Raw genomic sequence first — 25,751 nt, forward strand, 5'->3', positions numbered from 1 at the left:
CATGATCCCCAAACTGATGCAATCGATCACCCTCCCTGCCGGACGGGTCGAGGCGTCCCGGCGGCAGTTCCTCATCGGTGCATTCGCAGCCGGCACCGGCATCGCCGTCGGCTTTCATCTCCTGCGCGCAACCCCGGCGACAGCGGGCGAGACGCCATCGGCAGAAGGCGCGCATTCCTTTTCGCCCTACCTGACCATCGACGGCGACGGAAAGGTGACCGTCCTCTCCTCCCAGTTCGAAATGGGACAAGGCTCCTATAACGGCATCGCCACACTGGTGGCGGAAGAACTCGACGCCGACTGGTCGACCATCGACGTGAGGGGAGCTTCCGGCGATGTCAAGGCTTACGGCAATGTCGCCTTTGGTGGCACGATGCAGGGCACCGGAGGCTCGACCTCCATGGTAACCTCATGGGAGCGCTACCGTAAGGCCGGTGCCGCGGCCCGGGCGATGCTCGTCGCCGCCGCGGCGTCCGAGTGGGGCGTCGAGGCGGCGGAGATCACCGTCGAGAAGGGCGTTCTCTCCCATCCCTCCGGTAAGAGCGGCGGCTTCGGCACCTTCGCCGCCAAGGCGGCGACGCTGCCGGTTCCCACCGACGTCAAACTCAAGCAGCCGGGCGACTGGAAGTTGATCGGCAATTCCGAGTTGAAGCGTTTCGACAGCGCCCGCAAAGCGAACGGCACGGAGCAGTACACGATCGACGTCAAGCTTCCCGGGCTGCTGACCGCGGTGATGATCCATCCGCCGCTGTTCGGCGCCAAGGCGAAGTCCTTCGATGCGTCGGCCGCACGCGCCGTCAACGGCGTGGTCGATGTCGTCGAAACACCGCGTGGCGTCGCAGTGGTCGGCGAAAACATGTGGGCGGCGATCAAGGGGCGCGAGGCAGTCACCGTCGCCTGGGACGAGACGGCGGCGGAAAAGCGCGGTACCCAGCAGATTATGTCTGCCTACCGCGATCTGGCAAAGAAGGGCCCGGTAGCGCTCGCGCGCGAGGACGGCGACGCCGAAGCTGAATTCGCCAAGGCCGCCAAGGTCCTCGAGGCGAACTTCGAATTTCCCTACCTGGCGCATGCGGCGATGGAACCGCTGAACGCGGTCGCACGCATGAACGAAGACGGCACGCTGGAGATCTGGGGCGGGCATCAGTTCACCGATGTCTACCAGAAGCTCGCCGGCGACGCGGCCGGGATCGCTCCCGAGAAGGTACGCCTGCACGTCATGAAGACCGGCGGTAGCTTTGGCCGGCGGGCCGTATTCGACGGCGATGTCATCGTCGAAGCCGTGCACGTCGCCAAAGCCATCGGTTTCCGTGCGCCGGTCAAGATGCAGTGGACGCGTGAGGACGACATGCGGGCGGGCCGCTATCGGCCCGCCTATGTGCACAGCCTCAAGGCCGGTATCGACGACAGCGGGAAACTCGTGGCCTGGAACAATCACATCGTCGGTCAATCCATAGTGGCAAAGACGGCGTTCGAGGGCATGGTCAAAAACGGCGTCGACCCGACCTCCGTCGAGGGAGCAAGCAATCTTCCCTACGTCATTCCCAACCAGACGGTCGGCCTGACGAGCACGGAGGTTGGCGTTCCGGTTCTATGGTGGCGCTCCGTCGGCTCGACGCACACGGCGTTCGCGGCCGAAACCTTCCTCGACGAAGTTGCCGAGGCGGCGGGACGCGATCCCGTAGAATTCCGTCTGTCGATGCTTGAGCCCGACTCGCGTCACGCAACTGTGCTCAAGCTGGCGGCGGAAAAGGCCGAGTGGGAGAAGCCCTTGCCTCAGGGCCGCTTTCGGGGCGTCGCGCTTGCCGAAAGCTTCGGCTCGGTGGTCGCTCAGATCGCGGAGGTCTCGACCGACGGCAATGGCCAGATCAAGGTCGAACGCGTGGTCGCCGCCGTCGACTGCGGTCTGGCGGTCAACCCGGACCAGGTCCGCGCCCAGGTGGAGGGCGGCATCGGCTTCGGCCTTGGCGCCATATTGGGCGAGGAAGTCACGCTGACGGACGGCCAGGTCGATCAGGGCAACTTCGATATGTATACGCCGCTGAGGATCGATGCGATGCCGAAGGTCGAGGTCCACATCGTCGCCTCCGCCAACCCGCCGTCGGGCATCGGCGAGCCTGGCGTGCCGCCGATCGGCCCTGCCGTCGCCAATGCCGCCTATAAGGCGCTCGGCAAACGGCTGCGCGTCATGCCGTTCTCGAAATCGCTGAACGCGTGAACTTGGTTGCCCGGTCGGCTCTGGCCGGCCGGGCAAGAGGCAATCGCATCCCGCCGGACGTACGGCGCTGCAGCTAGTTCACCGCGACGACCTTGCCGGCCGAATCGAGCCGGCACCGGATTCGCGCCTGGCGGACCTGGATGCTGTTCTCACCCGCATAGTCTATGCTGACAACGAGCGGGGCCGTGAGCGCCCCGCTGCGATGCCGGAGCAGGGAACCGGCGCTTGCCGCACGCACACGCACGCCGCCGAGGGGCGAGGCAGCCGACGCTATTGCCTTTTGGCAGGCTCGAACGACGCTTTTGGGGGTCCCCGGAACCGCTGCGATCGTCAACGGCAGGCGTATGGGATAACCCCATTCGCCGCGCTCATGGGCGGACTTCTTCTTCAGCGGCCAAAGGATGCGTGGCAGAACGATGGATGTTCGCGCGTTCTTTGTCGGCGCAATGGAGATGATCCTGCCACCACCGCTGCTGGCCCCTGCGGTCAAGCCTCCGCTGGACGTCCGGGTCCCGGATCCGGGACCAGACGCAGACCCGGAACCGGGACCCGCGGCCGAACCGCCTGAAACCGCGCCGGAAGCGGGAGCTGTTCCCGCACCGCTCGACGAGCCGGCATTCGAGCCGGCACCCACCGACAGACCGCCACTTTTGTTGCCGAGATTGCCGCCAACCCCAAGGCTGGCGCCTCCGCTTCTGTTGAGCGAGGTTCCGGCCTTTGCTCCACCTACCCCTTTGACGCCGGCGCCGACCCCTGCCGAGACGCCGTTCTTATCGACCCCCACCTCGGCGCCGACGCCGACCGGGCCGACTGTTGCGTTAAGGCCTAAGGCATGAGCAGGGCCGATCGCGATTGCGATCAGGACTGTGGCAGCTAGGTACTTGCGCATAATCCGGTTCCTCATTTTGGGGCGGGTAGCCCTTGAATAGCTCGCCACCTCTTCTATCAGCGGCCACGGACCTGCGGCCGCGTGGGGAGCAGTTCCTCGGGAAGCGCAAGCGTCACCGATTGAACCGATCGCGTTGGCTTGCCGAGTTCCACCTTGCGGACTTCCACCGAGCCACCGCGCTTGCGCGCGACGGGCTTGACACGTGGATTGGCGCGATCGCCGGCGCCTGCCTTCCGTCTCTGTTCCACGCTTGCCGCGGGGCGTTGAGCTTCCCGCTTCGGAAGCTCGAGCTCGCTACGCTCCACCGCCGCCAAGCTCAGCGCCAATTGCTTCCTTGCCGCGTCGCGTTCCTGGCGCGCGGTTTCGAGATCGCGCGCCAGCGATCTCGCCTTCTCGCGCTCCAGGCCAAGCGCCTCGCCAGCCCGGCTTGCCGTAGCCTCGGCGACCCTTCCGGCTTGTCCGGCTTGCAATGCGGCCTCTTTTGCGGCCTGCAGCTCGGCACGAGCTTGCAATGTGGATTGGCGAAGAAGGGCGAGTTCCCGTTCCTGGGCGGCAAGCTTGCGCCCCTTCTCGTCGAGGACCCGACTGGCATCGCTCAGCGCTGCCTCCGCGGCATCGCGCGCCCTGAGCGCTGCAGCCTTCGACCGGATCGCGCCGGCTGTCTTGGTCTGCAGACGCTCAACCTCGCGCTGCGCCATCGCCCGGTCGCGGGCGAGCCCCTCGGCACTCCGGCGCTCGTTCTCGAGAGCTCGTTCCTGGTCGGCCGCCATCGCGGCAGCCTTGCGCGCCTGTGCGCCTGCCTCGTCGGCGGCACGCCGCATCGCGTCGAGGTCGCCTCTCGCCGCCGCCAAATCGCGACGGAGACTGTCCTCGCGCTGACGACCTGCGAGCAGCGCGCCCCTTTTGATCGCGTCGATCTCCTTGTGCGCCGCGAGAAGCTTCTCCTCCAGGGCCGCGCGTTCGCGCGCGGCCACTTCAGCGGCCTGCTTTGCGGCTTGCAGCTCGGCACGCGCCTGCAAGGCCGATTGGCGTAGGAGGGCGAGTTCCCGTTCCTGGGCGGCAAGCTTGCGCCGCTCGTCGTCGAGGACCCCCCGGGCATTGGTCAGCGATGTCTCCGCGGCATCGCGCGCCCTCAGCGCGGCAGCCTTTGATCGGATTTCTCCGGCCGTCTTGATCTGCAGACGCTCGATCTCCCGCTGCGCCAGCTCCCGCTCGCGCGCGAGCCCTTCGCCCCTCCGGCGCTGGTTCTCAAGAGCTCGTTCCTGAGCGGCCGCCATGGCGGCAGCCTCGCGCGCCTGCGTTCCGGCGTCGTCGGCGGCATGCCGCATTGCGTCAAGGCCGCCTCTCAGCGCCGCCAGCTCGTGGCGGAGACTGGCCTCGCGCTGACGCCCGGCCAGCAGCGCACCGCTCTTGATCGCGTCGATTTCCTTGCGCGCCGCGAGAAGCTTTGCCTTCAGGGCGGCGCGTTCGGCGCGTTCGCGCGCCGCCACTTCCCGAGCCTCGTTGGCGTCTGCCACCGCGGCTTCCCAATCTCGCGCCGCCTTCGCCTGTTGCTGCAGTTGAATCTTCAATGCCCCGACATCGGCCCGGGCGGCGTGGAGTTCCTGTGCCAGGGTGGCAGCCCGTCGACGCTCTGTAACGAGGCGGCGATAGTGCCGCATGGCGGCGTCACGCGCAGCCTGACGTGCCGCGCGCGCTTCTCTGCGAGCCTCTTGGAGATCCATGCGAAGAGCCGCCAGTTCACCAAGCACCGTTTCACCCCTGGACCGTTCCGGTTGTTGCGATTGCGCCGACTGAGCTGCGCGTTGCCACCCTGCAGGCGGAACCGCCGCGACATTGGTCGTCGCCAGCGATGGCGGCATTTCGGGCGCCGACATCCGTCGCTGGACCTTCGTGACCGGACGCTGATCGCTGCCGCTTCGGACCTGCAGGCGATCGGTTATCAGCTTGGCCAGTTCATTCTCGGAGAGACCTGCCGCGGGCAGGCGTCCGATGCCCGGAAGTTCGAGCGTTCCGCCTGTCCCGATCGTGAACGTGTCGTTCAGCAACGTACCCTCGGCTACCCCGCCAAGCAAGGCATGCCATCCGGAAACGCTGATCTCGACCGTGTCTTGCGGAGCAAGCCTGGCGTCGGGCGCCGTCTCGCCTTTTGCGGGAACTCCAAGGAGCAGGAAGAGGCAGAACGGAACTATTCGGAGTGTGGCCCTAAGTGATGCCCGGCGGGGTACAGCGCTCTCGCACGGCGCCTGCGACCTGTTTACGCGATCCATGACTGACCCTTCCGGACATGCGCGCCTGGCAAGCCAGTCATGGCGCACAGCGCTTATGATCTGCAAACATAACGTTCAGGGTAACAAAGCTGTTTCGCGGCGGTGAGGTTGAAATTGGGTTAGCGGCATCCGCCAATATCCTTAGCCCGTGCTCACAACCTGACCGGGCTACTCCGTTTGGATGTACAGGGCTTCCACCTTCGCCGTGAGAGTGAAGCGGTCAGAGCAAGGGGACCCGGGCAGGCGTGCCCGATCAGGACGAAGACGGTCGGTTTCGCTCGCGCCAGGAAGCCGGGCTGAGGCAGGTCACGCGTCGGAATTCCCGGTTGAAGTTCGACTTCGTCTGGAACCCGGACTCGAGCATCGCGGCGGTGACTGACATGTCGGTCTCCCGCAGCATCCGGCAGGCTTCGGCAATCCGGAAATCGTTGATGTATTGGGAGACGTTCTTCTGCGCCAGGCGATTGACTGCTCCGGATATCTGCCGGGCCGGCACGCCAGCGCGCCGCGCCAGCCGCGACAAGGTCAGGTTTTCGTCCCGAGACAATCGCTGCTCGGTAAGCAAATGATCGACCCGATCCAGGACCTCGCGATCCTTAGCCGCCAGCGATGCGGTATTATCACTTTTTGCCGGCAATGCGGGGAGCGGCCGCGCACGCGCTGCGACATCTGCGGTAAAGCCGAGGAAAAGCAGTTCGAGAAGACTTGCGTTGCTGACGATCAGAGCGGCATTGGCGCCTTTTGCCCACTGGAAGTCGAGGAAGATCGCGAGGTCGAACAGGGCCGAAACACAGAGCGCCGCGGCGGCGACCAGGAGGGCGCGATGTGCCTGTTGGGCGCCGTCGAGACGCGCTTCGTCCAAGGCGTCGGGGCCTGTGCGGCCGAGGTTCAGCAGCGCCAGAGCGTAGCCGACGAATAGGACGATCAACGCACCGTCGACCAGAGCCGGCGCAAGCAACATCAGCGCAATCATCCCAAGTGGCGGCGCGGCGTGAAGCCAACGGGCACCCCTTGCCCCGGCCTCCTCCCCGTGGATCAGGCAGCGGAAGCTCGCCAGCACCAGCGGCGGCAGGCAACTCGCCAGCAAGGGCAGCACGTAGCGTAGAGCCGTGATGTCATAACCCCACCGCAGGCCGACGATGATCGATTGCACGGAGCACAGGCAGAGCAGCACCAGGAACGGCCGAAGGCCTTTGTGCGGCTCGTTGCGCAGCATCGCCACAAGAAGGATCAGGAGCAGCAGGGCGACGACGAACGGCAGCGGGAGGAAAATCAAGTTCTGTCCTTCGAGGATGGCTATCGACGGTCGAATGTTGACCCAGATCGCGATTCGGGACGACCTGAATCATGATCGAGGAAGCGGAGAAGCCGGGCACGCGCAATCATTCGCAGGTCCCTTGAACCTAGCGAGATTTCCCATGATTTTTTCCCGCATCCTGGCAGCCCTTTTCTTCTGCGCGCTTTTTGCCGTACCCTGCCATGCAATCGAAACCGGCGTGCGCGAATTAAGCCTTGCCTCTCCCGAGGGCGGGCGTCGTCTTCAGGTCACCGTCTGGTATCCCGCCGAACCTGGCGGCAAAGCCGTTCTGGTGGGCGACAACCAGGTCTTCAAGGGCGCGCCGGCGCTGTCGGAAGCGCCGCTCCTCGAGGGCCGCTACCCGCTGGTCGTGATGTCGCACGGTTCCGGCGGCCGCATCCAGGGCATGAGCTGGCTCGCCGCGCAACTGGCCAGGGCCGGATTTGTCGTCGCCGGTCCCAATCATCCCGGTACGACCAGCGGCAACTCAACCCCCGCCGACACGCCGAAGCTGTGGGAGCGCACGCATGATTTATCCTTTGTGATCGACAGGCTGACGACCGATCCGCTCTGGAGCGGCGCTATAGACAAGGGCCGCATCGGCGTTATCGGCTTCTCGCTCGGAGGCGCGGCCGCCATGGAGATCGCCGGTGCCCGGGCAAACCTCGAAGCCTATGCGCGCTACTGCGATACCTACCAGACGTGGGATTGCGCCTGGTATGCAGGCGGTCAAGGCTACGTCGACGACAAAGCGATCACGGTCGACAAGGTCGACCTGCGCAAGATCGACCGGGCGCGCTTCGAACGATCGAACCTCGACCGGCGCATCAAGTCCGCCGTCCTGATCGACCCGGGCCTCGCGCAGGCCTATGACGCACAAAGCCTGAAGGAGATCGCCATCCCGATGAATTTCATCAATCTCGGCAGCGCCGGAACCATTCCCGCAGCGGTGATCGCCTCCGGGCTGGCGGCGCTGTCTCCGCATGGCTCCTACGCCACGGTCGCGCAGGCCGACCATTTCAGTTTCCTGCCCGAGTGCAAGGAGGGTGGGGCCGAGCTCTTGAAGTCGTTTGGAGAGGTCGAACCAATTTGTGACGACGGCAGCGGACGGTCCCGGGCGGATATTCATTCCGAGTTGATCATTCTCGTACGGGAAGCTTTGCTGCGGACCCTCAAAGAGCGTTCGTGAGGTCAGAGCCGCCGGTCATCGAAGCGATGGACGGCGGCTCCTGCTAGTGGGCTGCGGGCGGCGAAGATGCTGCCGGCGGGGCTCTCCTTGGCGGTATCGGTCGGGCGCAAGGAGGTGACGAAGAGCGTCCGCCGATCCGGGCCGGCGAAGCAGGGCATGGTGGGCGCGGGTACAGGAAACAGATGCGCCTTGATCAGCCGGCCTTCCGGGGAAAAGCAATTGATGACGCCGGCCGAGACGCCGGCGCTCCAGTAGTTGCCGTCGGCATCGGTCGCCGCGCCGTCCGGCCGTCCGCGTCCCTCGTCGAGATCCGCCAGCCGCTTGCGGCCGGAGAGTTCGCCGGTCGCCGGATCGAACCGCCAGCGGTCGATCCAGGGCCCGCGCGAATCGGAGTGGAACAGGACGGTGCCATCAGCGCTCCAGGCAAGCCCGTTCGAGCAGATGATATTTTCTACCTTGCACTCGACGGCGCCTGCGGGCGTCACGCGATAAAGCGAGGCGATCGGCCGCCGGTCGACAGCGACCTCGTGCATGGTGCCGACCCAGAAGGCGCCGTCCGGCCCCACCTTGCCGTCGTTCAGGCGCGTATGTGGCCTCTCTGGCTCGATCTCGGCAATTTTGCGGACGATCGCGCCGCTTCCCGGATCGAACAGCACGACCCGGTCGCGCTGCGCCAGGACGAGACGGCCGGACCGTGCGAGCCCGAGGCTGCAGGCGCCGCCTTCCAAAGACCACTCGGTGTGATCGGCCCCGGAAAGATCGGCTCGGTGAAGGGTGCCGTGACCGACGTCGACGAAGAACAGGCAGTTCCGGCGCTCGTCATAGACGGGGCTCTCGGCCACGGCGCAACGCAGGTCCAGCACGCATTCAAATGTTAGGTCGAAAGACATGTTCGCACCACGCTCTGACGCCCGGCATTTTTCGGAACGCCGTGCGAACCGACTATCTAGAGGAATTCATGAGATCTACCTCTCCCGCTTTTCTTTAACATTGCTCTTGCCCCGCCTCAACTTGTAAATTAAAAATACAGGAAATCGGCCAGGGAGATTTCCATGAAAACGACGCCCGTCACTGTCGCCGACCTCGGCGCTTCCGTCCTCTCGGTGCCGCCTCTGGCGCGTGACGCGCAGGGCGTGCCGAGCAAGGCGGAAAATCGCCGGCAGGTGGACTGGCTGCGCTCGGGCGGCGTGACGACTTATCTCTATGGCGGCAACGCCAATCTCTACAATTTCGGCGTCATGGATTTCGGCCGGCTGCTCGACATGCTCGAGGAGATCGCGCCGGCCGACGGCTGGATGATCCCGTCGATCGGCGCCGATTTCGGCAAGGCGGCCGACCAGGCGGCCATCCTGCGAGACCGCGCCTTTCCGACGGCCATGGTCCTGCCGCTCTCCTTTCCGGCAACGCCGACAGGGCTGGCCTCCGGCTTCGCAAAGCTTGCCGACATCGGCGGCCGGCCGCTGATCGCCTATATCAAGAATGACGGCTTCATGCAGGCTTCCGACGTCGCCCGCCTGTTTCGCGACGGCGCCATCACTGCTTTGAAATATGCGGTCGTGCGTCCGGAGCCGAAGAACGACCCTTATCTCGCCGATATCCTCGACGCCGTAGGCTCCGGCGAGCGCATCGTCAGCGGCATCGGCGAGCGGCCGGCGATCGACCACATGGAAATGGGCCTGGCGGCCTTCACATCCGGCTCGGTCTGCGTCGCCCCGCATCTGTCGACAGCGATCCTGAAGGCGGGCCGCGAGGGTCGGTTCGCCGAGGCAAGGGCCCTTCGCGAAAGCTTCCTACCGCTCGAGGATCTCCGCGACGCCCACTCGCCGATCCGCGTTCTGCACGAGGCGGTGCGGCTCGCCGGCATCTGCGAAGCGGGACCGATCGGCGACTTCCTCACCAATCTCGACGGCGCCGAACAGCTCGAGGCGATCGGCAAGGCAGCGCGCGAGCTGAGAGCCAGGAGCGAGGCGGCGGCCGCGCCACGGCTGTCGGCGAGCGCCTGACGAACAATCGGCAATGGCCCTTGCCCCACCCCCCTCTGGCCTGCCGGACATCTTCCCCATAAGGCGGGAGATCGACTCGTGGCAAGGCCACCGCTTCAACAGAACGGCTTCGGCCATGCAGCGCCTCTTTATGGGTGCATCGGTCGTGCCCCACGCGCGCTCCCCCCTTGCGGGGGAAATGGCCGGCAGGCCAGAGGGGGTCAGACCGTCCGCGACGGACAACGCGGAACTTCGACTACAGGTCGCCGTAGGAGCCGGTGACGCGGGCGCGCGATTCGGTCAGGTGATAGCGCATGTGGAGGCGCGCGAGGTCGGCGTTCTGGCTGGAGATCGCCAGGAAGATCTTGCGGTGCTCCTCGAGCACCCGGCGCCGCCTATCGTCCGAGCCTTGCCGCGTGAGGCCGAGCGCCATGCGCATCGAGCCGCTCATGATGTCGCGCAGGTCCTGCAGCAGCCGCGGGAAAAGCTCGTTTCCCGCGGCTGCGGCGACGGTGAGGTGAAAGGCGAAATCCTCCTCCCAGCCCGTCTCGCCACGCTGGAAGGCCATTTCGAGCGCTTGAAGCGCCTCGCCGATCTGGTTGAGCTGCGCCTTGGTGCGCCGCATCGCGGCCAGCCCGGCGCATTCGGTCTCGAGCGCCAGGCGCGGCTCGAATGCCCTCAGATAGCTGGCGATCTCCGCCGAGGCGGCAAAGTCGGTCAGCTTGTTGGAAGGCCGCGACTTGACGAAAGTGCCTATCCCCTGACGCGACACCACCAGCCCGTCCGCCTGCAGCCGCATCAGCGCCTCGCGGACGACTGGCCGGGAGACCTGGAAGTCGCTGCAGATGCGCGCCTCGGAGGGCAGCTTCGCGCCCTCGACCAGTTGGCCGCTGGTGATCTGCTCGAGGATCTGGCCGTAAAGCACGTCGGCGAGGCGTTCGCGCCGCGCCGGTTTCAGTTTCAACGATACGTCGTTCAATAGCTTGGTCTCGCCTGTCATCTTTCTGAACAGGTCTAATTTAGCCGAGCCGATGGGGAATGCAAAGGAGGCCGCCGATGACCAAACGCAAGCACCCGGAAGATCTTAGGAGCTTCCGCTGGTTTGGCGCCAAGGACCTGCGATCCTTCGGGCACCGCTCGCGGCTCTACCAGATGGGCTATGACCAGCAGGAAATCGCCGCCAAGCCTGTTATCGCGATTATCAACACCTGGAGCGACATCAACCCCTGCCACGCGCATCTGCGCGCCCGCGCCGACGAGGTCAGGCGCGGCGTCTGGCAGGCCGGCGGCTTCCCGGTCGAGCTGCCGGCCATGTCGCTCGCCGAGACCTATGTGAAGCCGACGACGATGCTCTACCGCAACTTCCTCGCCATGGAAGTGGAGGAGCTCATCCGTTCGCATCCGGTCGACGGCGTCGTCCTGCTCGCCGGCTGCGACAAGACCACGCCGGCGACGATCATGGGGGCGATCCAGGTCGACCTGCCGACGATCTTCGTGCCGGCCGGGCCGATGCTGCGCGGCAATTATCGCGGCCAGGCGCTCGGATCCGGCTCGGATGTCTGGAAATACTGGGCCGAGAAGGAGGCCGGCCAGATCACCGAGCTGCAATGGAACGAGATGGAGCGCGGCATCGCCCGTTCCTACGGCACCTGCATGACGATGGGCACCGCCTCGACGATGACGGCGCTCGCCGATACGCTCGGCCTCTGTCTTCCCGGCGCCTCCGCCATTCCCGCCTCGGATGCCGGCCATTCGCGTATGGCGGCGCTTTCCGGGGCCCGCATCGTCGAGATGGTCTTCGAGGATCTGAAGCCCTCCGACATCCTGACCGCCAACGCCTTCGAGAATGCGCTGGCGGTGCATATGGCGATGGCCGGCTCGACCAACGCGATGATCCATCTGATCGCCATGGCGCGGCGGTGCGGCGTCCAGCTGAGCTTGGAAGATTTCGACCGCATGTCGGAAAAGGTGCCGGTGCTCTGCAACATCCGCCCGACCGGCGCATTCCTGATGGAGGATTTCTATTACGCGGGGGGTTTGCTGGCGCTCTGGAAACGGCTGGAGCCGCTGCTCAACCTCAAAGAACGCAACGTCGTCGGCACGCTTGGCAGCGCGATCGAGCGTGCCGAGGTTCACCTGCCCGAGGTGATCCGGCCGCTCGACAACCCGGTCGCCGGCCGCGGCGGCACGGCGATCCTCAAGGGCAATCTCGCGCCCGACGGCTGCGTGATGAAACCGGCCGCCGCCGACCCCGCGCTGCTCAAGCATCGCGGCCCGGCGCTCGTTTTCGATGATTACGACACCATGATGCGGGCGGTGAACGACGAGGATCTCGACGTCACCGCCGAGTCGGTGATGATCCTGCGCAATGCCGGCCCGGTCGGCGGGCCGGGCATGCCCGAATGGGGCATGCTGCCGATCCCGAAGAAACTCTTGAAACAGGGCGTGCGCGACATGGTGAGGATTTCCGATGCGCGGATGAGCGGCACCAGCTATGGCGCCTGCATCCTGCATGTGGCGCCGGAATCCTATGTCGGCGGGCCGCTGGCGGCGGTCCGCAACGGCGACATGATCGCCCTCGACGTCGCCGGGCGGACGCTGACCCTCGAGGTCGAGGCGGCCGAGATCGAACGCCGGCTTTCGGAATGGCGGCCGCCGGAGCGCGACTATTCGCGCGGCTATCTGAAGATGCATGCCGAACACATCCAGCAGGCGCCGGAGGGCTGCGACTTCACCTTCCTGCAGTCGCCCCACAAGCTGCCCGAGCCGGAGATTCATTGAGGCAATACCGATGATCAAACGACTTCTGGTGACGGGCGCCGGCGGCCGCCTCGGGCATCTTCTGCGCGAGCCGCTGAAAGGATCGGCGGAGATCCTGCGCCTCTCCGACATCGTTGACATCTCTCCTTCCCGTCCGGGCGAGGAAGTGGTGCGATGCGACCTCGCCGATCGTGCGGCGGTCGATACACTGGCGCGCGACTGCGACATGATCCTGCATCTCGGAGCGATCTCGGGCGAAGCGAGCTTCGACGCGCTGATTCAGGCGAATTTCCTCGGCACCTACAATCTCTACGAGGCGGCTCGCAAGGCCGGCGTCCGGCGCATCCTCTTCGCGAGCACCAACCATGTGATCGGCTTCCACCCGGTCGGCGAAGGGCTCGACGACAGGTCGGAGCGACGGCCGGACAGCCTCTACGGCGTCAGCAAGTGTTTCGGCGAGGACCTTTCGCGGCTCTATTACGACAAGTTCGGCCTCGAAACGGCCTGCCTCCGGATCGGCAGTTGCTTCGAAGCACCGAAGGACCGCCGCACGCTCTCCACCTGGCTCAGCCCGCGCGATTTCCTTTCGCTCGTCCGAAAGCTCATCGGGGCCCCCGTGATCGGCCATCTGGTGCTCTACGGCGTCTCGGCAAACCGCGACGCCTGGTGGTCGAACGCCCATGCCGATTTCCTCGGCTGGGAGCCGCAGGACACGAGCGAGCCCTATCGCGAGAAGATCGAGCGGCGCGAAGGCCAGCCCGCCGGTGGCAGCCACTACCAGGGCGGCCGGCTCGCGACCAAGGGGATAGTCGGTAAGCGGTGAAACACGTTTGACACTGGGGCCTAAGTACCGGTTTGGTCGTCGTCGACAGAGTCAGTACACCAGCGTGGCCAAGATCAATCCCGCATAGGTAAGTTGGTGCATCAATTGATCCGCACCATGCATAGCCCAGTAGGCGCGGGTCGAAGCGTCAGCGCTACTGCGCAGTGACAAGAACGCCTTCGCGTAATCGATGAGGTAATGAACGATGAATTCGGCAAGGACGAGAACGACAACCCGTCCCAAGTCGGCGCCGACCAGAAGCAGCGCCGGAACGGTTCCGAGCGCATGGGTCCCCGCATGGACATAGCCGCCGATCATCCGCAAATCGCCTTTGCCACGCAGAACCCAGTCCGGCTGCAGCACGTAATCAGCAACGAAATGCTTGAGCTGTAAGCAAGCAATCATCATCGCCGTGATAAGTGCCATTTCCATTGTCTCCTCCCTGAAACGCGACATCCGGCGGGTCTATCGTGTACACGGCCACTGGTTCGGCCTTGCCGCGGACCGTAGCTAGGCCGAGAGACGTCGTGTGCGCAAATGCATCGGACGCCTGCACCGTCGCATCGCTGAGGACGATCTCGACGCCATGCTCCTTGGCAACGCCCACGAGCCTGCTCGCCAGATTGACCGTGTCGCCGATGGCGGTGTAGCTCAGCCGCTCAGCCGAGCCGATATTGCCGATCAGCGCCGTCCCGCTGTTGATGCCGATGCGCACGCGGACCTCGCCATGCCCGACCGAGACGGGCGGCTCTGTGTGCATCGCATCCCGGATTGCCGTTGCGGCGCGGCAGGCCCGAGCGGCGTGATCCGCCTGCCTTCCGGGTGCATTCCAGATGGCCATAACGGCATCGCCGATGAACTTGTCGACCGTACCGCCCTCCGCATGGATGGCGGCGACCGCGGTCGTCAGGAAGCGCGTCAGGTGCGGCTCGACGGCCGGTCCGAGCCTCTCGGTCAGTTCCGTGAACCCGGGCAGGTCGGCGAACATCACCGTAATGTCGCAAAGCTCACCGCCCGGCTTCGGCTCGATGCTACCTTCGACGAGCGGCCGCACGACGTCGAGCGGCATGTAGCGAGCAAAGGCCGAAAGCCCGATCGACATACGCTTCAAGGCGTCGGAGAAGTCGTTGAGCTCGGCCAGAAAGGTCGGGTGATGCCGGACGCTCTCAAACGAGAAGTGCTCGACCGCACGCAGCTGTACCGCCAGCCGCGCGAGCGGCCGAGCAAAGAGCAAATTGGCGAAGACGACGGCCGTGGTTGCCGCGAGACCCGCAATTGCCAACACTGCAATCGGAATGCGCCGGATATTCTCGTCGATGCCGCTTGCGAAGGTCGACCGAGGCGTGGCGGTGATGAGCCGCCATCGCTCAAACGGAAGGCGCGACGACGACACAAAGACGGGTCCGAGTGCGGCGCTTTGCGTGACGGCACGAAACGCAGCTCCTCCGTTGAGAGCCACCGCCTCTGCCGCGGCCGCCGCGACGGCATCAGACTCCGGGAAATCGGAAAAGTGCGCCGCCATCACACCGTCGGAAGGCTGCGAGTTGGCCAGTACGCGGCCATGCTCATCGAGAACGAAGGCCTTGCTGCCGACTGGCATGTTGACCGCCTTGAGCGCTTGCGACAGGCGTCTGAGACTAACCGCCACCATCACCACGCCGGCAAACTTCCCGAACATGTCGACGCGCGTCGAGAGAACGATGGATGGCTCGAACCCGTTCGGCAGAACATTGGTGACCGTCCAGACAGGGTCACCTCCGTCCCTTCCCAGACGATACCAGGGCGCGCCGAGCGCCACATAGGCGCTTTCCGCCTTGATGCGCTGCTCGAAAAAGATGTCTCCGGGGATCGGCCGATAGCGGTCACGCCTGAGTTGACGCAATTCTCCCGGCTCGGCGACGCCGATTTCGACCATTTCGATCCGCCCGTCGGCAGTCGCATGCGAACCGAAGAAGCGCCCATCCGGAAAGCCGAAGCCGATCCAGGTGATCGCCGACTGTTCGCGTAACAGGGAAAGGAACAGGAACTCGCGTTTCACCTCGTCGCCGGCGCTGATGGCACCCTGGAAAAGGATGGATCGGACGATCTCAGCCGTGCTCGAAACGAGGGCGAGCGTCGAGGTGAGATCATTGCGGACGGACCCGGCCGTCTGCGTATCGAGACTGGCTACGACCTCGTCGATGTTCTCGCTGGCGGCACGCTGCCAGATAAGATGGATGAGCGCGGCAGTCGACAGGACCGCGAGCAAGAGCAGAAGCACGACGACTTGGGCGAGCTTCGGGCGATACATCGCTAGCCCTCGTTTCTGCCGGTGATCAAACGGGCGGCCCGATCGTTGCGGACATAAGCATGGGCCCAGTCGAGAAAGACCACGAGGCGATTACGGAAGCCGACGAGGAACCAGAGGTGGGCGAAGTTCCAGACGAGCCATGCGGCATAGCCGGAGAGCCTGGCATTGCCGAAATCCGCAACTGCTGCCTTGCGGCCGATGGTCGCGAGATTGCCGTAGTCACGGTAACGGAATGGCGTCGACTGCCGTCCCGCCACGTCGTCGAGAATGGCGCGCGCCGCGTAGCGACCCATCTGCTTGGCCGCCGGTGCCACGCCCGGTACAGGGCACCCGTCCACACCAGCGACTGAAGCAGTGTCACCGATGACGAATATTTCGCCGTGCCCCGGCGGATTGAGGCGCCCGTCGACCAGGACCCGTCCGGCACGGTCGGCCGGCGCGGCGATCCACTTGGCGGCGCGAGAAGCCATGACGCCTGCGGCCCAGAGAATGCAGGCGGAGCCGATTTCAGTTCCGTCCGCCAGCCGCACGCCGCTGTCGTCGCAGTCGGCGACGGCATTGCCGAGCAGGACCTCGACGCCAAGCCTTTCGAGTTGTCTCTGGGCTTTCCTCGAAAGGCAGGGCGGCATCGCTGGCAGTATCCGCTCACCCGCCTCGACGAGCACGACCCGGGCGGAGGACGAATCGATGCGCCGAAAATCACGAACGATCGTCCTTCGCGAGAGCTCGGCGATGGCGCCGGCCAGTTCGACACCGGTCGGCCCGCCGCCGACGACAACAAAGGTCAACAGCGTCTGACGCAAGCGGGGGTCATCGGTCACCTCCGCCCGTTCGAAGGCGGAGAGGATGCGCGCCCGGATCGCCGTCGCATCCGTGATCGTCTTCAGGCCCGGGGCGTGGTCCGCCCAAGTATGGTTGCCGAAATAAGTGTGGCGGGCGCCGGTCGCGACGATCAGGTAGTCATAGGGGATGCGCCGGCTACCGGTCACTACGCATCGCGCGCCGGTATCGACCGCCTCGATCTTGTCCATCAGAACCGTGGCATTCGACTGCCGTGAAAGAATGCGGCGGATGGGCATGGCAATCTGCGCCGGCGAGAGTCCCGCGGTCGCCACCTGATAAAGGAGAGGCTGGAACAGGTGATAGTTTCGCCGGTCGATGACGGTGACTTCGACCGGCGCGCGGCGAAGCGTCAACGCTGCATTCAGGCCGCCGAAGCCCGCACCGAGAATGACCACGCGCGGCCGGTGCATTGTCGGCTCCACGCCGGCCGCGATCTTGCCCGGCGCGGAGCCGCTCTGAACAGGCGTCACCGACATCGCTCAGCCTCCGGCACGGATGCGTCGGGCGACCAGATGATCGACGGAAATGACGCCGGCGCCGCGCGATAGGATGAGCAGGAGCAAGCTCGTCCACATCAGATGCTCGACCCAATGATCCGGGTAGACGAAGATCTGGATGGTGGCGACGACGCCGAGCAGCATCAGCGACGCGAGCCGCGCGAGCAGTCCCAGGGCGAGCATCGCCGCGCCACTGAGTTCCGCCGCTGTTGCCATAAGGGCGGCCAATCCGGGATCGAGCAGCGGCACGCGATATTCGAAGGCGAATAGCTGGAGCGTTATCGGCCAGGATGCAAGCTTCGTCTGAGCGGATTGCCAGAAAATCTCTGCGATCGCCGCGCGGGATGCGAGTTGCACGATCGATAGCGGCAGGGCGGTCGCCAACGCCACGACAGTGTCGTGAAGCCTGTATATCGTTTTGGAAATACTGACGGGTGTTGCGCGCATTGTGGTCATGACACTCTCTCCTGTTGGTTGGAAGACCGCTTCATGCGATGGATGCCGATGACGAGTTCGCTGACGAAAAGGCCCGTCAGCGCGCGGGCAATATCGAACTCAGGCGAATGGCGGCAGGCGCGAGCGACCGCAGCCTCGATTCCGCTGCCCCGCATCAACATGTGCCAGAACGCAAACTCCGCGGCGTCGAGGCGCAGGAAGCGAACGGTGTCGGCACGTCTCCACAGCGCAATGCGTTCCGGCTCCCGTTTGAGATGGGCGAGTTTGTCGGGATTGCCTCCCTGCTGGTGCGCCGCCCATATGCTGAGGGCGGGCCAGCGGCAGAGAACAAGTCGCAGCGAAGGTTGTAGGAAAAGCGCGAAGGACCCGCTCGAAAGCCCTTCGTAGAGCTCGATGAGTGTGCTTGGCCGCTCCAACGGAGCGTCGAGCGCTTCGGCGATCTTCCACTCCAAACGCGCCACCTCGGAAACGAACGGCATATCGGCGGTTCCCTCGAAGCGCGCGAGGAATGGCGCAAATCCTGCGCCGTAACGCGAAAGGCGCGGCTCTTGTGGCGGGCTGTTCCGGATGAAGCAGCCGGCTAGGTAAGTGAAGTAGCGCTCGTCGAGCAGCCGCACCGTCACGGGAAACACGGCCTTCAACGTCGTCGTGAGCGAGACCAACGTATTGTTGCGGTAGATATTGAGCCGCCTTGCGGGATCGAAACGACCCCGCTCGAGGAGCGGCAGGATATCGGCGGGACCGGTCGTCAGAACCGCACGCGCGACGACGCTCTGCAAGGCTTCAATGGAGGACATGGCCGTCCCTCCTGCAATGGTCCGTTGGGCACTTGCCGCAAGCGGCTCTAACTGCTGCTATGGCAGCGAGCGCCGGGAAACGGATGCCACTGGCGTTGTCGCGGCGGGGTAGCGTCATTGTCTCGAAACGGCTGTCCGGCACGGCGACCGGCAGCTCCTCCGGGCGCCCGCCGAAAGCGATACTGCGGGCGAGCATGTCTGCCCACATGGCTTCGCCCAATAGGACCTCGAGCGGCGGCACATCCGTGTCCCATTCGATCAGTGTCGGTCGCGGGCCGATCCTGCGGAGAGCGTGGGCATAGAGCGACCAGACGGCCGGCGGCACGCGCGACCCATGGTCGTCGATGAGAATGACGTCGCCGTCGACCTCGTTGACGGCGTGGCCGGCAAGGTGAATTTCACCGATCGCTTCGGCAGGCAGGGCGTCGATAAACTCCAATGCATCGAAATCGAGGTTGCTTGCGGAGACATGCACGTTGTTGACGTCCAGCAGCAAGCCGCAACCCGTCCGGTTGACGAGCTCGCTCAGGAACTCGGCCTCGGTCATGCTCGATTCTGCAAAGGCCAGGTAGGCCGAAAGGTTTTCGATGAACACCTGACGCTTGAGCGTGTCCTGCAGCCGGCCGATGTTCCCGGAAACGATGGCGAGCGCCTCGTCATCGTAACGGAGCGGCAGGAGGTCGTTGAGGTAGGCGCCGTCGGCGACGCTCCAAGCAAGGTGCTCCGAGACGATCGCCGGCTGGAAGCGCTCACAGACGAGACGCAGCCGCTCCAGATGAGCTCGGTCGAGACCCGAGGCGCTGCCGAGCGACAGTCCGACGCCGTGCACCGAAAGCGGATAAACCTCGCGCAGCTTCTCGAGCGCATCCACGGCCGCTGATTGGCCCATGTAGTTTTCGGCATGGACTTCCAGCCAACCCGCAGCAGGCCTGCGGGAAAGCACCTCGGCAATGTGTATCGAACGGAGGCCGATGCCCGCAGCGCACGGCACCGGGTGGGTTGGAAACGTCTTGGGCATCGGTCTACTCCCTTTTTGCTTGTTTTCCGGAGGCCGTCAGGCCTTGGGGGCGTTGCTGCCGCCGGCGATCTTTCCGCAGGTGCCGGCAGGCACGTAGATCCAGGCATCCGCCTGGTCGTCCATCGTCGAGGTGCCCGCGCAGGAATGCGTGGCTGTCTGGCAGTCGTTCTGCCCGGCCTTGACGATCCCGTAGCATTTCTCGAACGAGAACTCCGGCTGGGCGGCCGGTCCTGCCGATGCGGTCGACGCCGAGACGGAGGCGATCGCGGCAAGCGCGGAACTGATGAGCGTACGAGTGTTGATCATTGAACATCTCCTGGATTTGACGTTGTTCAAACCGGGTATCGGCCTGATACCGACAAGCTTCGCAGACCGCTCGAGCTCTTTGAAATGCTGTTCAGGCATGGTTTCGATAGGCCGAAAATATCCGCCGGTGACGGGCGCACCTGAGACGAAAAAAGCCCCCCGGATCGGGCCTATCGGGCCGTATCGGGAGGCAGGACTGCCGCGGGAGGGAGATGGCAAGGGAGGTGCGCTCGACCGGTGGCGACGCGCCTGATTGGTCGGGAAGCGTCGAACCGCCTAGAGGTAACGCGTACTGATATCGACGCTCGAACGCTTCCCTATCGCGTCATAGTTCGCCATCAGCCAGTCCTCCGCGCATTGTCGACCGCGGTCACGGAGGTCCACGAGGGCTCCCCACTCGGCATTCAGCTTGCTTGAGACGCTGAGGTTTCTCATTGTCTCGTCGTCGGAGATGCCGTGCACGAATATCCGTTTGAGCCCGAGGGAATTACCCGTCTCGGAATCGATCAGTTGCGTCACGAAAGCGATTGCTCGCATCTCCCTGAGCAGCGACGAATTGAAGCTGATTTCGTTGATCCTGTTCAGGATTTCAGCCGCAGTCCGCGGCAGTTCCGTTCGCTCGAGGGGATTGATGTGCACCACCAGCACATCCGGAGTATCGCAGCCGTAGATCAAAGGGAAAATTGCCGGGTTCCCCATGTAGCCGCCATCCCAATAGCCCTCGCCATCGATCTCGACGGCCTGGAAGAGGAACGGCAGACAGGCGGATGCCATCACCGCATCGATCGAGATCTCGTCATTGGAAAAAACCTTCACCTTGCCGGAGCGCACGTTGGTGGCGCAAATGTTCAGCTTCACGGGACAACGGGACATGCGGATCGCATCGAGATCGATCGACTGTTCCAGAACCTGGCGCAGCGGATTGTAGTTCAATGGGTTGAACTGGTAGGGCGATAGCAGCCGCGTCACCATGTCGAACACGACGAAGGCGGGCGAATACTCCAAGGATTTCGCCCCGGTCAGGCGGTCGAGCAAACTCGGCTGCAGAGGACTGAAGGCTGCCGCATGGCTGATGCGACGCCAGAAATTGGCGAGAGCCCTTTGCGCGCCGCTGCGTCCACCCTCCGCAAGCCCATAGGCCAGGACGGCGGCGTTCATCGCGCCGGCACTGGTCGCAACGATGCCTTCGAAGGAAAGGTTCGCCTCGTCGAGCAGCCGGTCGAGCACGCCCCAGGTGAATGCGCCATGCGCACCGCCGCCCTGAAGCGCCAAGTTTATCGTTCGTGGTGGACGGACGTCCACGGACGCCCTTTCATGGTCGTGAGACGCCGGCAACTTCACGTTGGCGTGCTTGTTCATGGCTCTCCTCCTTTTTTGCCACGGGCAATCAATGCGCTGTCCATCCGCCATCGACGGGGATCGCCGCCCCGGTTATGGAGGCTGCGGCACTGGTGCACAGAAAGACGCTCAGCGCCCCCATCTCCTCGACGGTCGCGAAGCGCTTGGTCGGCTGGTTCTTCAGGAACACATCGCGGATGACGGCATCGCGCGCGATGCCGTGGGACTTTGCCTGGTCGTCAATCTGCTGTTCAACGAGCGGCGTCCACACATAGCCAGGGCAGATCGCATTCGCCGTTATGCCGAACTCGGCGCCCTCCAGAGCCAAGACCTTCGTCAGACCGACGAGGCCGTGCTTGGCCGCCACGTAAGCCGATTTGAACGGAGATGCGACGAGCCCATGAGCCGAGGCGACGTTGATGATGCGTCCATACCCGCGGGACTGCATTTGGCCATAGGTCGCCTGAACGAGATGGAACGCGGCGGAGAGGTTGACCGCCATGATCGCGTCCCACTTGGCGGCCGGAAATTCGGCAATCGGTGCGACATGCTGGATGCCGGCATTGTTGACGACGATGTCGACCTGGCCGAAGCGCGCGACGGCGCGCGCCACCATCATCCGGATCGCCTCGGGGCTCGACATGTCCGCGCTGTCGAACGCGACGTCGACGTCGTTTTCGTCCGCCATCGCAGCTCGTTGTCCCTCGATCTCGGCCGGGTTGCCGAAACCGTTGAGCATCACCGCGGCACCCGCCCTTGCCATTGCCTGTGCGATGCCGAGACCGATACCACTTGTTGAACCGGTCACGATGGCACTGCGGCCCTCGAGCGTCCTGCGCCCGAACATTGAATCGATCTCTGCGTCAGTTGCCTTGAGCATGTAACGTCTCCTCACGTCTCGGCCGAAGAGCCTTTTCGAGTAGAGGATGCCGCCATATTCATTCCAACTGAAATGCTACTGTGCTATGAAATCGATAGGTGAATTGCATTGGTACAGGCGCCACGCGCGTAGGAAGTTGGCCGCCTCGACAAAACCTTGCGGGGGCGGGCATGGATATTCACCACGTGCGGTATTTCCTAGCAGTCTGCGAGACGCGGAACTTCACGCGGGCGGCAGAAAAGTCCAACGTGACCCAGCCAGCACTCAGCCGGGCAATTCAACAGCTCGAAGACGAGGTCGGTGGGCTCTTGTTTCGGCGGGAACGGAACCTGACCCACCTTACGGATCTCGGAAACCTACTTCGACCACGATTCCAATCAATTCTCGACGAACTATCCGGCGTTAGGCAGGAGGCGTCGCGCTTCCTGTGCCTTGAGGATGCGCATGTGAAGGTCGGCATCATGTGCACAATCGGGCCGCGTCGGTTCACCGGTCTCCTGACCGACTTCAACATGCGCCACCGAGGCATCCAGCTTCAGCTCGTCGAAGGCGTGCCGTCCAGGCTTTCAGAGCTGCTTGAAGAGGGAGAGATCGATGTCGCTGTCATGGCGAGCAGCGACCGCTTTCCCGAACGCTTCGACGTGACGCCGCTGTTTCGTGAAAGATTCATGCTTGCCTTTCCCGCCGGTCACCGTCTCTGCCAATACGAGGCCGTTCCCATCACCGCGATAGATGGTGAAATTTACCTAAGGCGCGTGAACTGCGAATATTGGGATTATTTGACGGACCTATGCGAGTCCTCTGGCGTGAAGACGCGCATCTCCTATTCGAGCGAGCGGGAGGACTGGATTCAGAACATGGTGGCCGGTGGCCTCGGAATCTGCTTCATTCCCGAGTACAGTGCCGTCATTCCTGGCCTCCAGGTCCGCCCCGTAACCGAGCCGGAGGTTAGTCGGGAGGTCTGCCTCGTTACCGTCGCGGGTCGTCGGTTCTCGCCGGCCGTTGCCACCTTCGTCGCAGCCGTCAAATCTTACGGCTGGGCCACACCGCATTCCGGCATAGACATGCGCCGGTCGGCCGCCGATACCTCACCTCTTGCGCAATAGCTCTGAGCTATGGAATTCAAAAGCAGGCGGCATTTCTTTGTCGCCTGAATGTCCCGCAATCTCCTCATGCCGGCGGAATGTCTCCGGCCGGACCATAAAGGAGAAACGGACATGACCCAGAAATCCATTGCAGGTCGCCCCTCGTTGGTCGTCGCCGTGGCGCTCGGCCTCTTTGCAAGCGCACTCGCGTCGCCGTCGGCCATGGCGGGCGAATGCCCTAAGGATCAAGTAGCGGCGGATGCGATGGCGCCGGGCGCGACTACGCCGGAAGGTGTTACCGACGAAGTCCTCGCCTCCATCGATCTTTCGTCGAAGGGCGGCGACTGGAAAGGCAATGCGCTCAGGCTGCGAAAACTGGTTGTGCAGCCGGGTGGCGTCGTTCCGTGGCATGCGCATGATGCGCGCCCTGCCAATATCCTGATCCTTGAAGGCACCATCACCGAATACCGCAGCAGCTGCAAGGTGCCGATCGAGCACAAGGCGGGCGAGGTTACCGCAGAGTTCGGCGATCTTGCCCATTGGTGGAAGAACAACGGCAAAGAGCCGGCCGTGCTCTACTCCGCCGATATCCTGCCGCCGATGGCAGACAACGCCGACACCATGTGAACACGGCGACAGCACAACTTCCCTAACTCGGACGTTTCCGGCCACCGGCGGGAAACGTCTCCGCTCCAGGAGAAAAGGCGATGACGAATCTCGATCGCGCCGCGCTTGCGCCCGTCTCCATTCGGACGACCCCGGCGGCAGAACGCTTGCACTTCGGCATCATTTCACTCATCGCATTTCTGACGCTCGTCGATCTTTTCGCTGCCCAGGCGATTTTGCCGTCGCTACAGAGACAGTTCGCGGTCAGCCGTGCCACGATGGGCCTCGCGGCCAACGCCAGCACCTTGGGCATGGCGGTCGCTGGCCTGGCGGTCGGCATATTCGGACGCTCGCTCGACCGGCGCAACGGGATTTCGATCAGCCTGACCTTGCTTGCCGTGCCGACGGCGCTGCTCGCTGTTACCCAAGACATAATGCTTTTCGCCGGCCTCCGCGTGGCGCAGGGCCTGTGCATGGCCACAGCATTCACACTCAGCATGGCTTATCTCGCGGAACACTATCCGGCCGACCGAGCAACGGGTGCGCTCGCCGCCTATATCACCGGCAACGTCGCAAGCAATCTCTTCGGCCGCACCCTGTCGGCTTGGGTGGCTGATACCGGCGGTCTGTCGATCAACTTCCTGACCTTCGCCGTCCTCAATCTGGCGGGTGCGGCGTTGGTCTGGACCACATTGAAGCGCACGGAACACATAATGCCGAACCGACAGATGCGCAGCATCAACGGGAGCTGGCGCTGCGTGCTTGGCAACCGGGGGCTGCAGAGCATGCTTGCTGTCGGCTTTCTGATCCTCTTCGTGTTCATTGGGACCTACACCTACGTGAATTTCCGGCTCGTTGAGCTGGGTCTCTCGTCCATGCAGCTCGGGCTCGTCTATTTCGTCTTCCTGCCGTCACTGTTTACGACGCCACTGGGCGGGGTGATTTCGCGCCGCCTTGGAGCCGCACCGGCGATCACGCTCACCCTCTTTGTCGCGATCCTCGGTCTCATCGCCTTGTTGAGCAGCGGCCTTGCCGTGGTGCTCTCCGGTCTCGCGCTAATCGCCGTCGGCACTTTTCTCGCCCAGGCTCTGGTCACAGGCCAGGTGGGCCACATCGCCGACATCGAAAAGGCGGCCGCGAGCGGAGCCTATCTCGCCTCCTACTATACGGGAGGCCTGTTCGGCAGCCTGGTTGTCGGCCAGATCTACGATCATCTTGGATGGAGCTTTTGCGTGCTGGCGTTGGTGTTGACACTCGTGATCGCCATCCTGATGACGCTTCCTCTGCGAACCGAGCCACAAACCATAAAATCCGATTATCGAAACGGACACGAGACGGCATTACCAAAATCCAGCGGCCGCACGCATCCTTGACATGCCGCTTGGCAACACAGAGGAGTTTCAGATGATCACGATCAGCAATGGAATACGGTCGGCCGCCCTGATTGTCACGGCGGTCGCGGCGTCGGCTCAAACGTCGACAGCACAGGCAGGGAACAGCGACGGGGTTGTCACCGTCAAAAGCCGCTATTCGGTCGGCGAAACGGTAGACCGGATCAAACATAGCGTCGAGGAAAAGGGCATCACGCTGTTCAGCGTCATCGATCAGGCGAAGCTCGGCAACGCCGCCGGCAACAAGGTACTTCCGTCGCGCCTGGTGACATTCGGCAATCCAGCGCTTGGCACAACATTCATCACCGCCAACCCTCTCGCGGGTCTCGATTGGCCCGTTCGCGTTCTTGTCTACGAAGCAGAGGATGGATCCGTCTACGCTGCCTATACCGACTTCGAATGGATCGCCAAGCGCCATCGTATTGCAAACAGAAAACACGAATTCGTCATGGCGTCGGAGGTGATCAGGGCCGTTACCGATGACGTGAAGAAATAGTAACCCTTTAAGCGCTCGCCTAAGCTCTCTGAAATGAGTTGGCGAGCGCATGATCCGCATTGGTCCGCACTGAGCTTGCGATCTGAGCGTCGATTCGCGCTTGCCGAAATGCGTCGCTGGAAAGTGTTCCCGTCAAGCATATGGGATCTTTCTAGCCCGAACGTGAACATCCGCGCGGCGTGCAAATGGCTAGTGAAGAACGGCTCTCGACCCTGGCTGTGTAAAAACGCTGATGCCATGGCCAATTGTGGGATATGAGCGTTGCTCAAGCGTCATGGTAGGCGGTTTTTGCCTTCGAGCGCCCTCCAGATGCCGAATTG

Annotated in this window: 23 protein-coding genes; 9 read left to right on the top strand and 14 right to left on the bottom strand. The window is 63.9% G+C overall.

Features of this window, described 5'->3' with window-relative positions:
* The first annotated feature begins 1 nt into the window (after position 1).
* Positions 2-2,218: a xanthine dehydrogenase family protein molybdopterin-binding subunit gene (locus NXT3_RS30645; RefSeq protein ID WP_097527447.1), complete on the top strand. Its 2,217-nt coding sequence runs from the start codon at positions 2-4 to the stop codon at positions 2,216-2,218.
* Between the two features lie 73 nt (positions 2,219-2,291).
* Here the strand turns inward: NXT3_RS30645 and NXT3_RS30650 are convergent, their stop codons facing one another.
* The 3 genes from NXT3_RS30650 to NXT3_RS30660 form a co-directional block, all read right to left on the bottom strand.
* Positions 2,292-3,107, bottom strand: a complete 816-nt coding sequence (locus NXT3_RS30650) for a helicase (RefSeq protein WP_097527446.1) — start codon at positions 3,105-3,107, stop codon at positions 2,292-2,294.
* Positions 3,108-3,163: 56 nt separating this feature from the next.
* Positions 3,164-5,299, bottom strand: a complete 2,136-nt coding sequence (locus NXT3_RS30655) for a polysaccharide biosynthesis/export family protein (protein ID WP_234828259.1) — start codon at positions 5,297-5,299, stop codon at positions 3,164-3,166.
* A gap of 331 nt (positions 5,300-5,630) precedes the next feature.
* Positions 5,631-6,653 carry a helix-turn-helix domain-containing protein gene (locus NXT3_RS30660; RefSeq protein ID WP_037415937.1) on the bottom strand — a complete coding sequence of 341 codons (1,023 nt, stop codon included), beginning with the start codon at positions 6,651-6,653 and terminating at the stop codon, positions 5,631-5,633.
* A gap of 142 nt (positions 6,654-6,795) precedes the next feature.
* Between NXT3_RS30660 and NXT3_RS30665 the strand changes: the two genes are divergently transcribed.
* Positions 6,796-7,863, top strand: a complete 1,068-nt coding sequence (locus NXT3_RS30665) for an alpha/beta hydrolase family protein (protein WP_097539906.1) — start codon at positions 6,796-6,798, stop codon at positions 7,861-7,863.
* Positions 7,864-7,865: 2 nt separating this feature from the next.
* On the opposite strand, the gene NXT3_RS30670 is transcribed toward NXT3_RS30665, so the two are convergent.
* Positions 7,866-8,753, bottom strand: a complete 888-nt coding sequence (locus NXT3_RS30670) for an SMP-30/gluconolactonase/LRE family protein (RefSeq protein ID WP_104841310.1) — start codon at positions 8,751-8,753, stop codon at positions 7,866-7,868.
* Positions 8,754-8,915: 162 nt separating this feature from the next.
* On the opposite strand from NXT3_RS30670, the gene NXT3_RS30675 reads away from it, so the two are divergent.
* Positions 8,916-9,866, top strand: a complete 951-nt coding sequence (locus NXT3_RS30675) for a dihydrodipicolinate synthase family protein (RefSeq protein ID WP_104841311.1) — start codon at positions 8,916-8,918, stop codon at positions 9,864-9,866.
* 235 nt (positions 9,867-10,101) lie between these two features.
* Here the strand turns inward: NXT3_RS30675 and NXT3_RS30685 are convergent, their stop codons facing one another.
* Complete coding sequence (locus tag NXT3_RS30685; RefSeq protein ID WP_037416018.1) at positions 10,102-10,824, bottom strand: FadR/GntR family transcriptional regulator; 723 nt, start codon at positions 10,822-10,824, stop codon at positions 10,102-10,104.
* Positions 10,825-10,901: 77 nt separating this feature from the next.
* On the opposite strand from NXT3_RS30685, the gene araD reads away from it, so the two are divergent.
* The gene (araD, locus tag NXT3_RS30690; protein WP_097527442.1) at positions 10,902-12,626 is read left to right on the top strand and encodes an L-arabinonate dehydratase; all 1,725 of its coding nucleotides are present in this window, start codon (positions 10,902-10,904) and stop codon (positions 12,624-12,626) included.
* 10 nt (positions 12,627-12,636) lie between these two features.
* On the top strand, positions 12,637-13,428 hold the full coding sequence (locus NXT3_RS30695; protein ID WP_176536643.1) for an NAD-dependent epimerase/dehydratase family protein: 792 nt from the start codon (positions 12,637-12,639) through the stop codon (positions 13,426-13,428).
* A gap of 51 nt (positions 13,429-13,479) precedes the next feature.
* Here the strand turns inward: NXT3_RS30695 and NXT3_RS30700 are convergent, their stop codons facing one another.
* The 9 genes from NXT3_RS30700 to NXT3_RS30740 form a co-directional block, all read right to left on the bottom strand.
* The gene (locus tag NXT3_RS30700; protein ID WP_097527440.1) at positions 13,480-13,860 is read right to left on the bottom strand and encodes a DUF3307 domain-containing protein; all 381 of its coding nucleotides are present in this window, start codon (positions 13,858-13,860) and stop codon (positions 13,480-13,482) included.
* A complete protein-coding gene (locus NXT3_RS30705) occupies positions 13,796-15,718 on the bottom strand; it encodes an adenylate/guanylate cyclase domain-containing protein (protein WP_104841313.1) in 1,923 nt (640 codons plus the stop codon). The genes NXT3_RS30700 and NXT3_RS30705 overlap by 65 nt, the downstream gene beginning before the upstream one ends.
* A 2-nt stretch (positions 15,719-15,720) precedes the next feature.
* A complete protein-coding gene (locus tag NXT3_RS30710; protein WP_097539901.1) occupies positions 15,721-17,037 on the bottom strand; it encodes an NAD(P)/FAD-dependent oxidoreductase in 1,317 nt (438 codons plus the stop codon).
* A gap of 3 nt (positions 17,038-17,040) precedes the next feature.
* Complete coding sequence (locus NXT3_RS30715) at positions 17,041-17,514, bottom strand: DoxX family protein (RefSeq protein WP_037415906.1); 474 nt, start codon at positions 17,512-17,514, stop codon at positions 17,041-17,043.
* On the bottom strand, positions 17,511-18,311 hold the full coding sequence (locus tag NXT3_RS30720; protein WP_104841314.1) for an HvfC/BufC N-terminal domain-containing protein: 801 nt from the start codon (positions 18,309-18,311) through the stop codon (positions 17,511-17,513). The genes NXT3_RS30715 and NXT3_RS30720 overlap by 4 nt, the downstream gene beginning before the upstream one ends.
* On the bottom strand, positions 18,298-19,329 hold the full coding sequence (locus NXT3_RS30725) for an MNIO family bufferin maturase (RefSeq protein ID WP_104841315.1): 1,032 nt from the start codon (positions 19,327-19,329) through the stop codon (positions 18,298-18,300). The genes NXT3_RS30720 and NXT3_RS30725 overlap by 14 nt, the downstream gene beginning before the upstream one ends.
* A gap of 36 nt (positions 19,330-19,365) precedes the next feature.
* The gene (locus NXT3_RS30730; RefSeq protein ID WP_018237578.1) at positions 19,366-19,635 is read right to left on the bottom strand and encodes a BufA1 family periplasmic bufferin-type metallophore; all 270 of its coding nucleotides are present in this window, start codon (positions 19,633-19,635) and stop codon (positions 19,366-19,368) included.
* A 276-nt stretch (positions 19,636-19,911) separates the two neighbouring features.
* Entirely contained in the window at positions 19,912-20,994 is a 1,083-nt protein-coding gene (locus NXT3_RS30735) for a patatin-like phospholipase family protein (protein WP_097527436.1), read from the bottom strand.
* Positions 20,995-21,022: 28 nt separating this feature from the next.
* A complete protein-coding gene (locus NXT3_RS30740) occupies positions 21,023-21,853 on the bottom strand; it encodes a 3-hydroxybutyrate dehydrogenase (protein ID WP_050988194.1) in 831 nt (276 codons plus the stop codon).
* A 170-nt stretch (positions 21,854-22,023) separates the two neighbouring features.
* Between NXT3_RS30740 and NXT3_RS30745 the strand changes: the two genes are divergently transcribed.
* The 4 genes from NXT3_RS30745 to NXT3_RS30760 all read left to right on the top strand — a co-directional run bounded on the left by NXT3_RS30745 (position 22,024) and on the right by NXT3_RS30760 (position 25,431).
* A complete protein-coding gene (locus tag NXT3_RS30745; protein ID WP_097527435.1) occupies positions 22,024-22,959 on the top strand; it encodes a LysR family transcriptional regulator in 936 nt (311 codons plus the stop codon).
* Between the two features lie 111 nt (positions 22,960-23,070).
* Positions 23,071-23,565, top strand: a complete 495-nt coding sequence (locus NXT3_RS30750) for a cupin domain-containing protein (protein ID WP_097527434.1) — start codon at positions 23,071-23,073, stop codon at positions 23,563-23,565.
* Positions 23,566-23,645: 80 nt separating this feature from the next.
* Complete coding sequence (locus tag NXT3_RS30755; protein ID WP_104841316.1) at positions 23,646-24,917, top strand: MFS transporter; 1,272 nt, start codon at positions 23,646-23,648, stop codon at positions 24,915-24,917.
* Positions 24,918-24,948: 31 nt separating this feature from the next.
* Positions 24,949-25,431, top strand: coding sequence for a DUF302 domain-containing protein (locus tag NXT3_RS30760; protein ID WP_037416013.1), 483 nt, complete (start codon positions 24,949-24,951; stop codon positions 25,429-25,431).
* The last annotated feature ends 320 nt before the right edge of the window (positions 25,432-25,751 follow it).

This window comes from Sinorhizobium fredii (assembly GCF_002944405.1).
Lineage (GTDB): Bacteria > Pseudomonadota > Alphaproteobacteria > Rhizobiales > Rhizobiaceae > Sinorhizobium > Sinorhizobium fredii_C.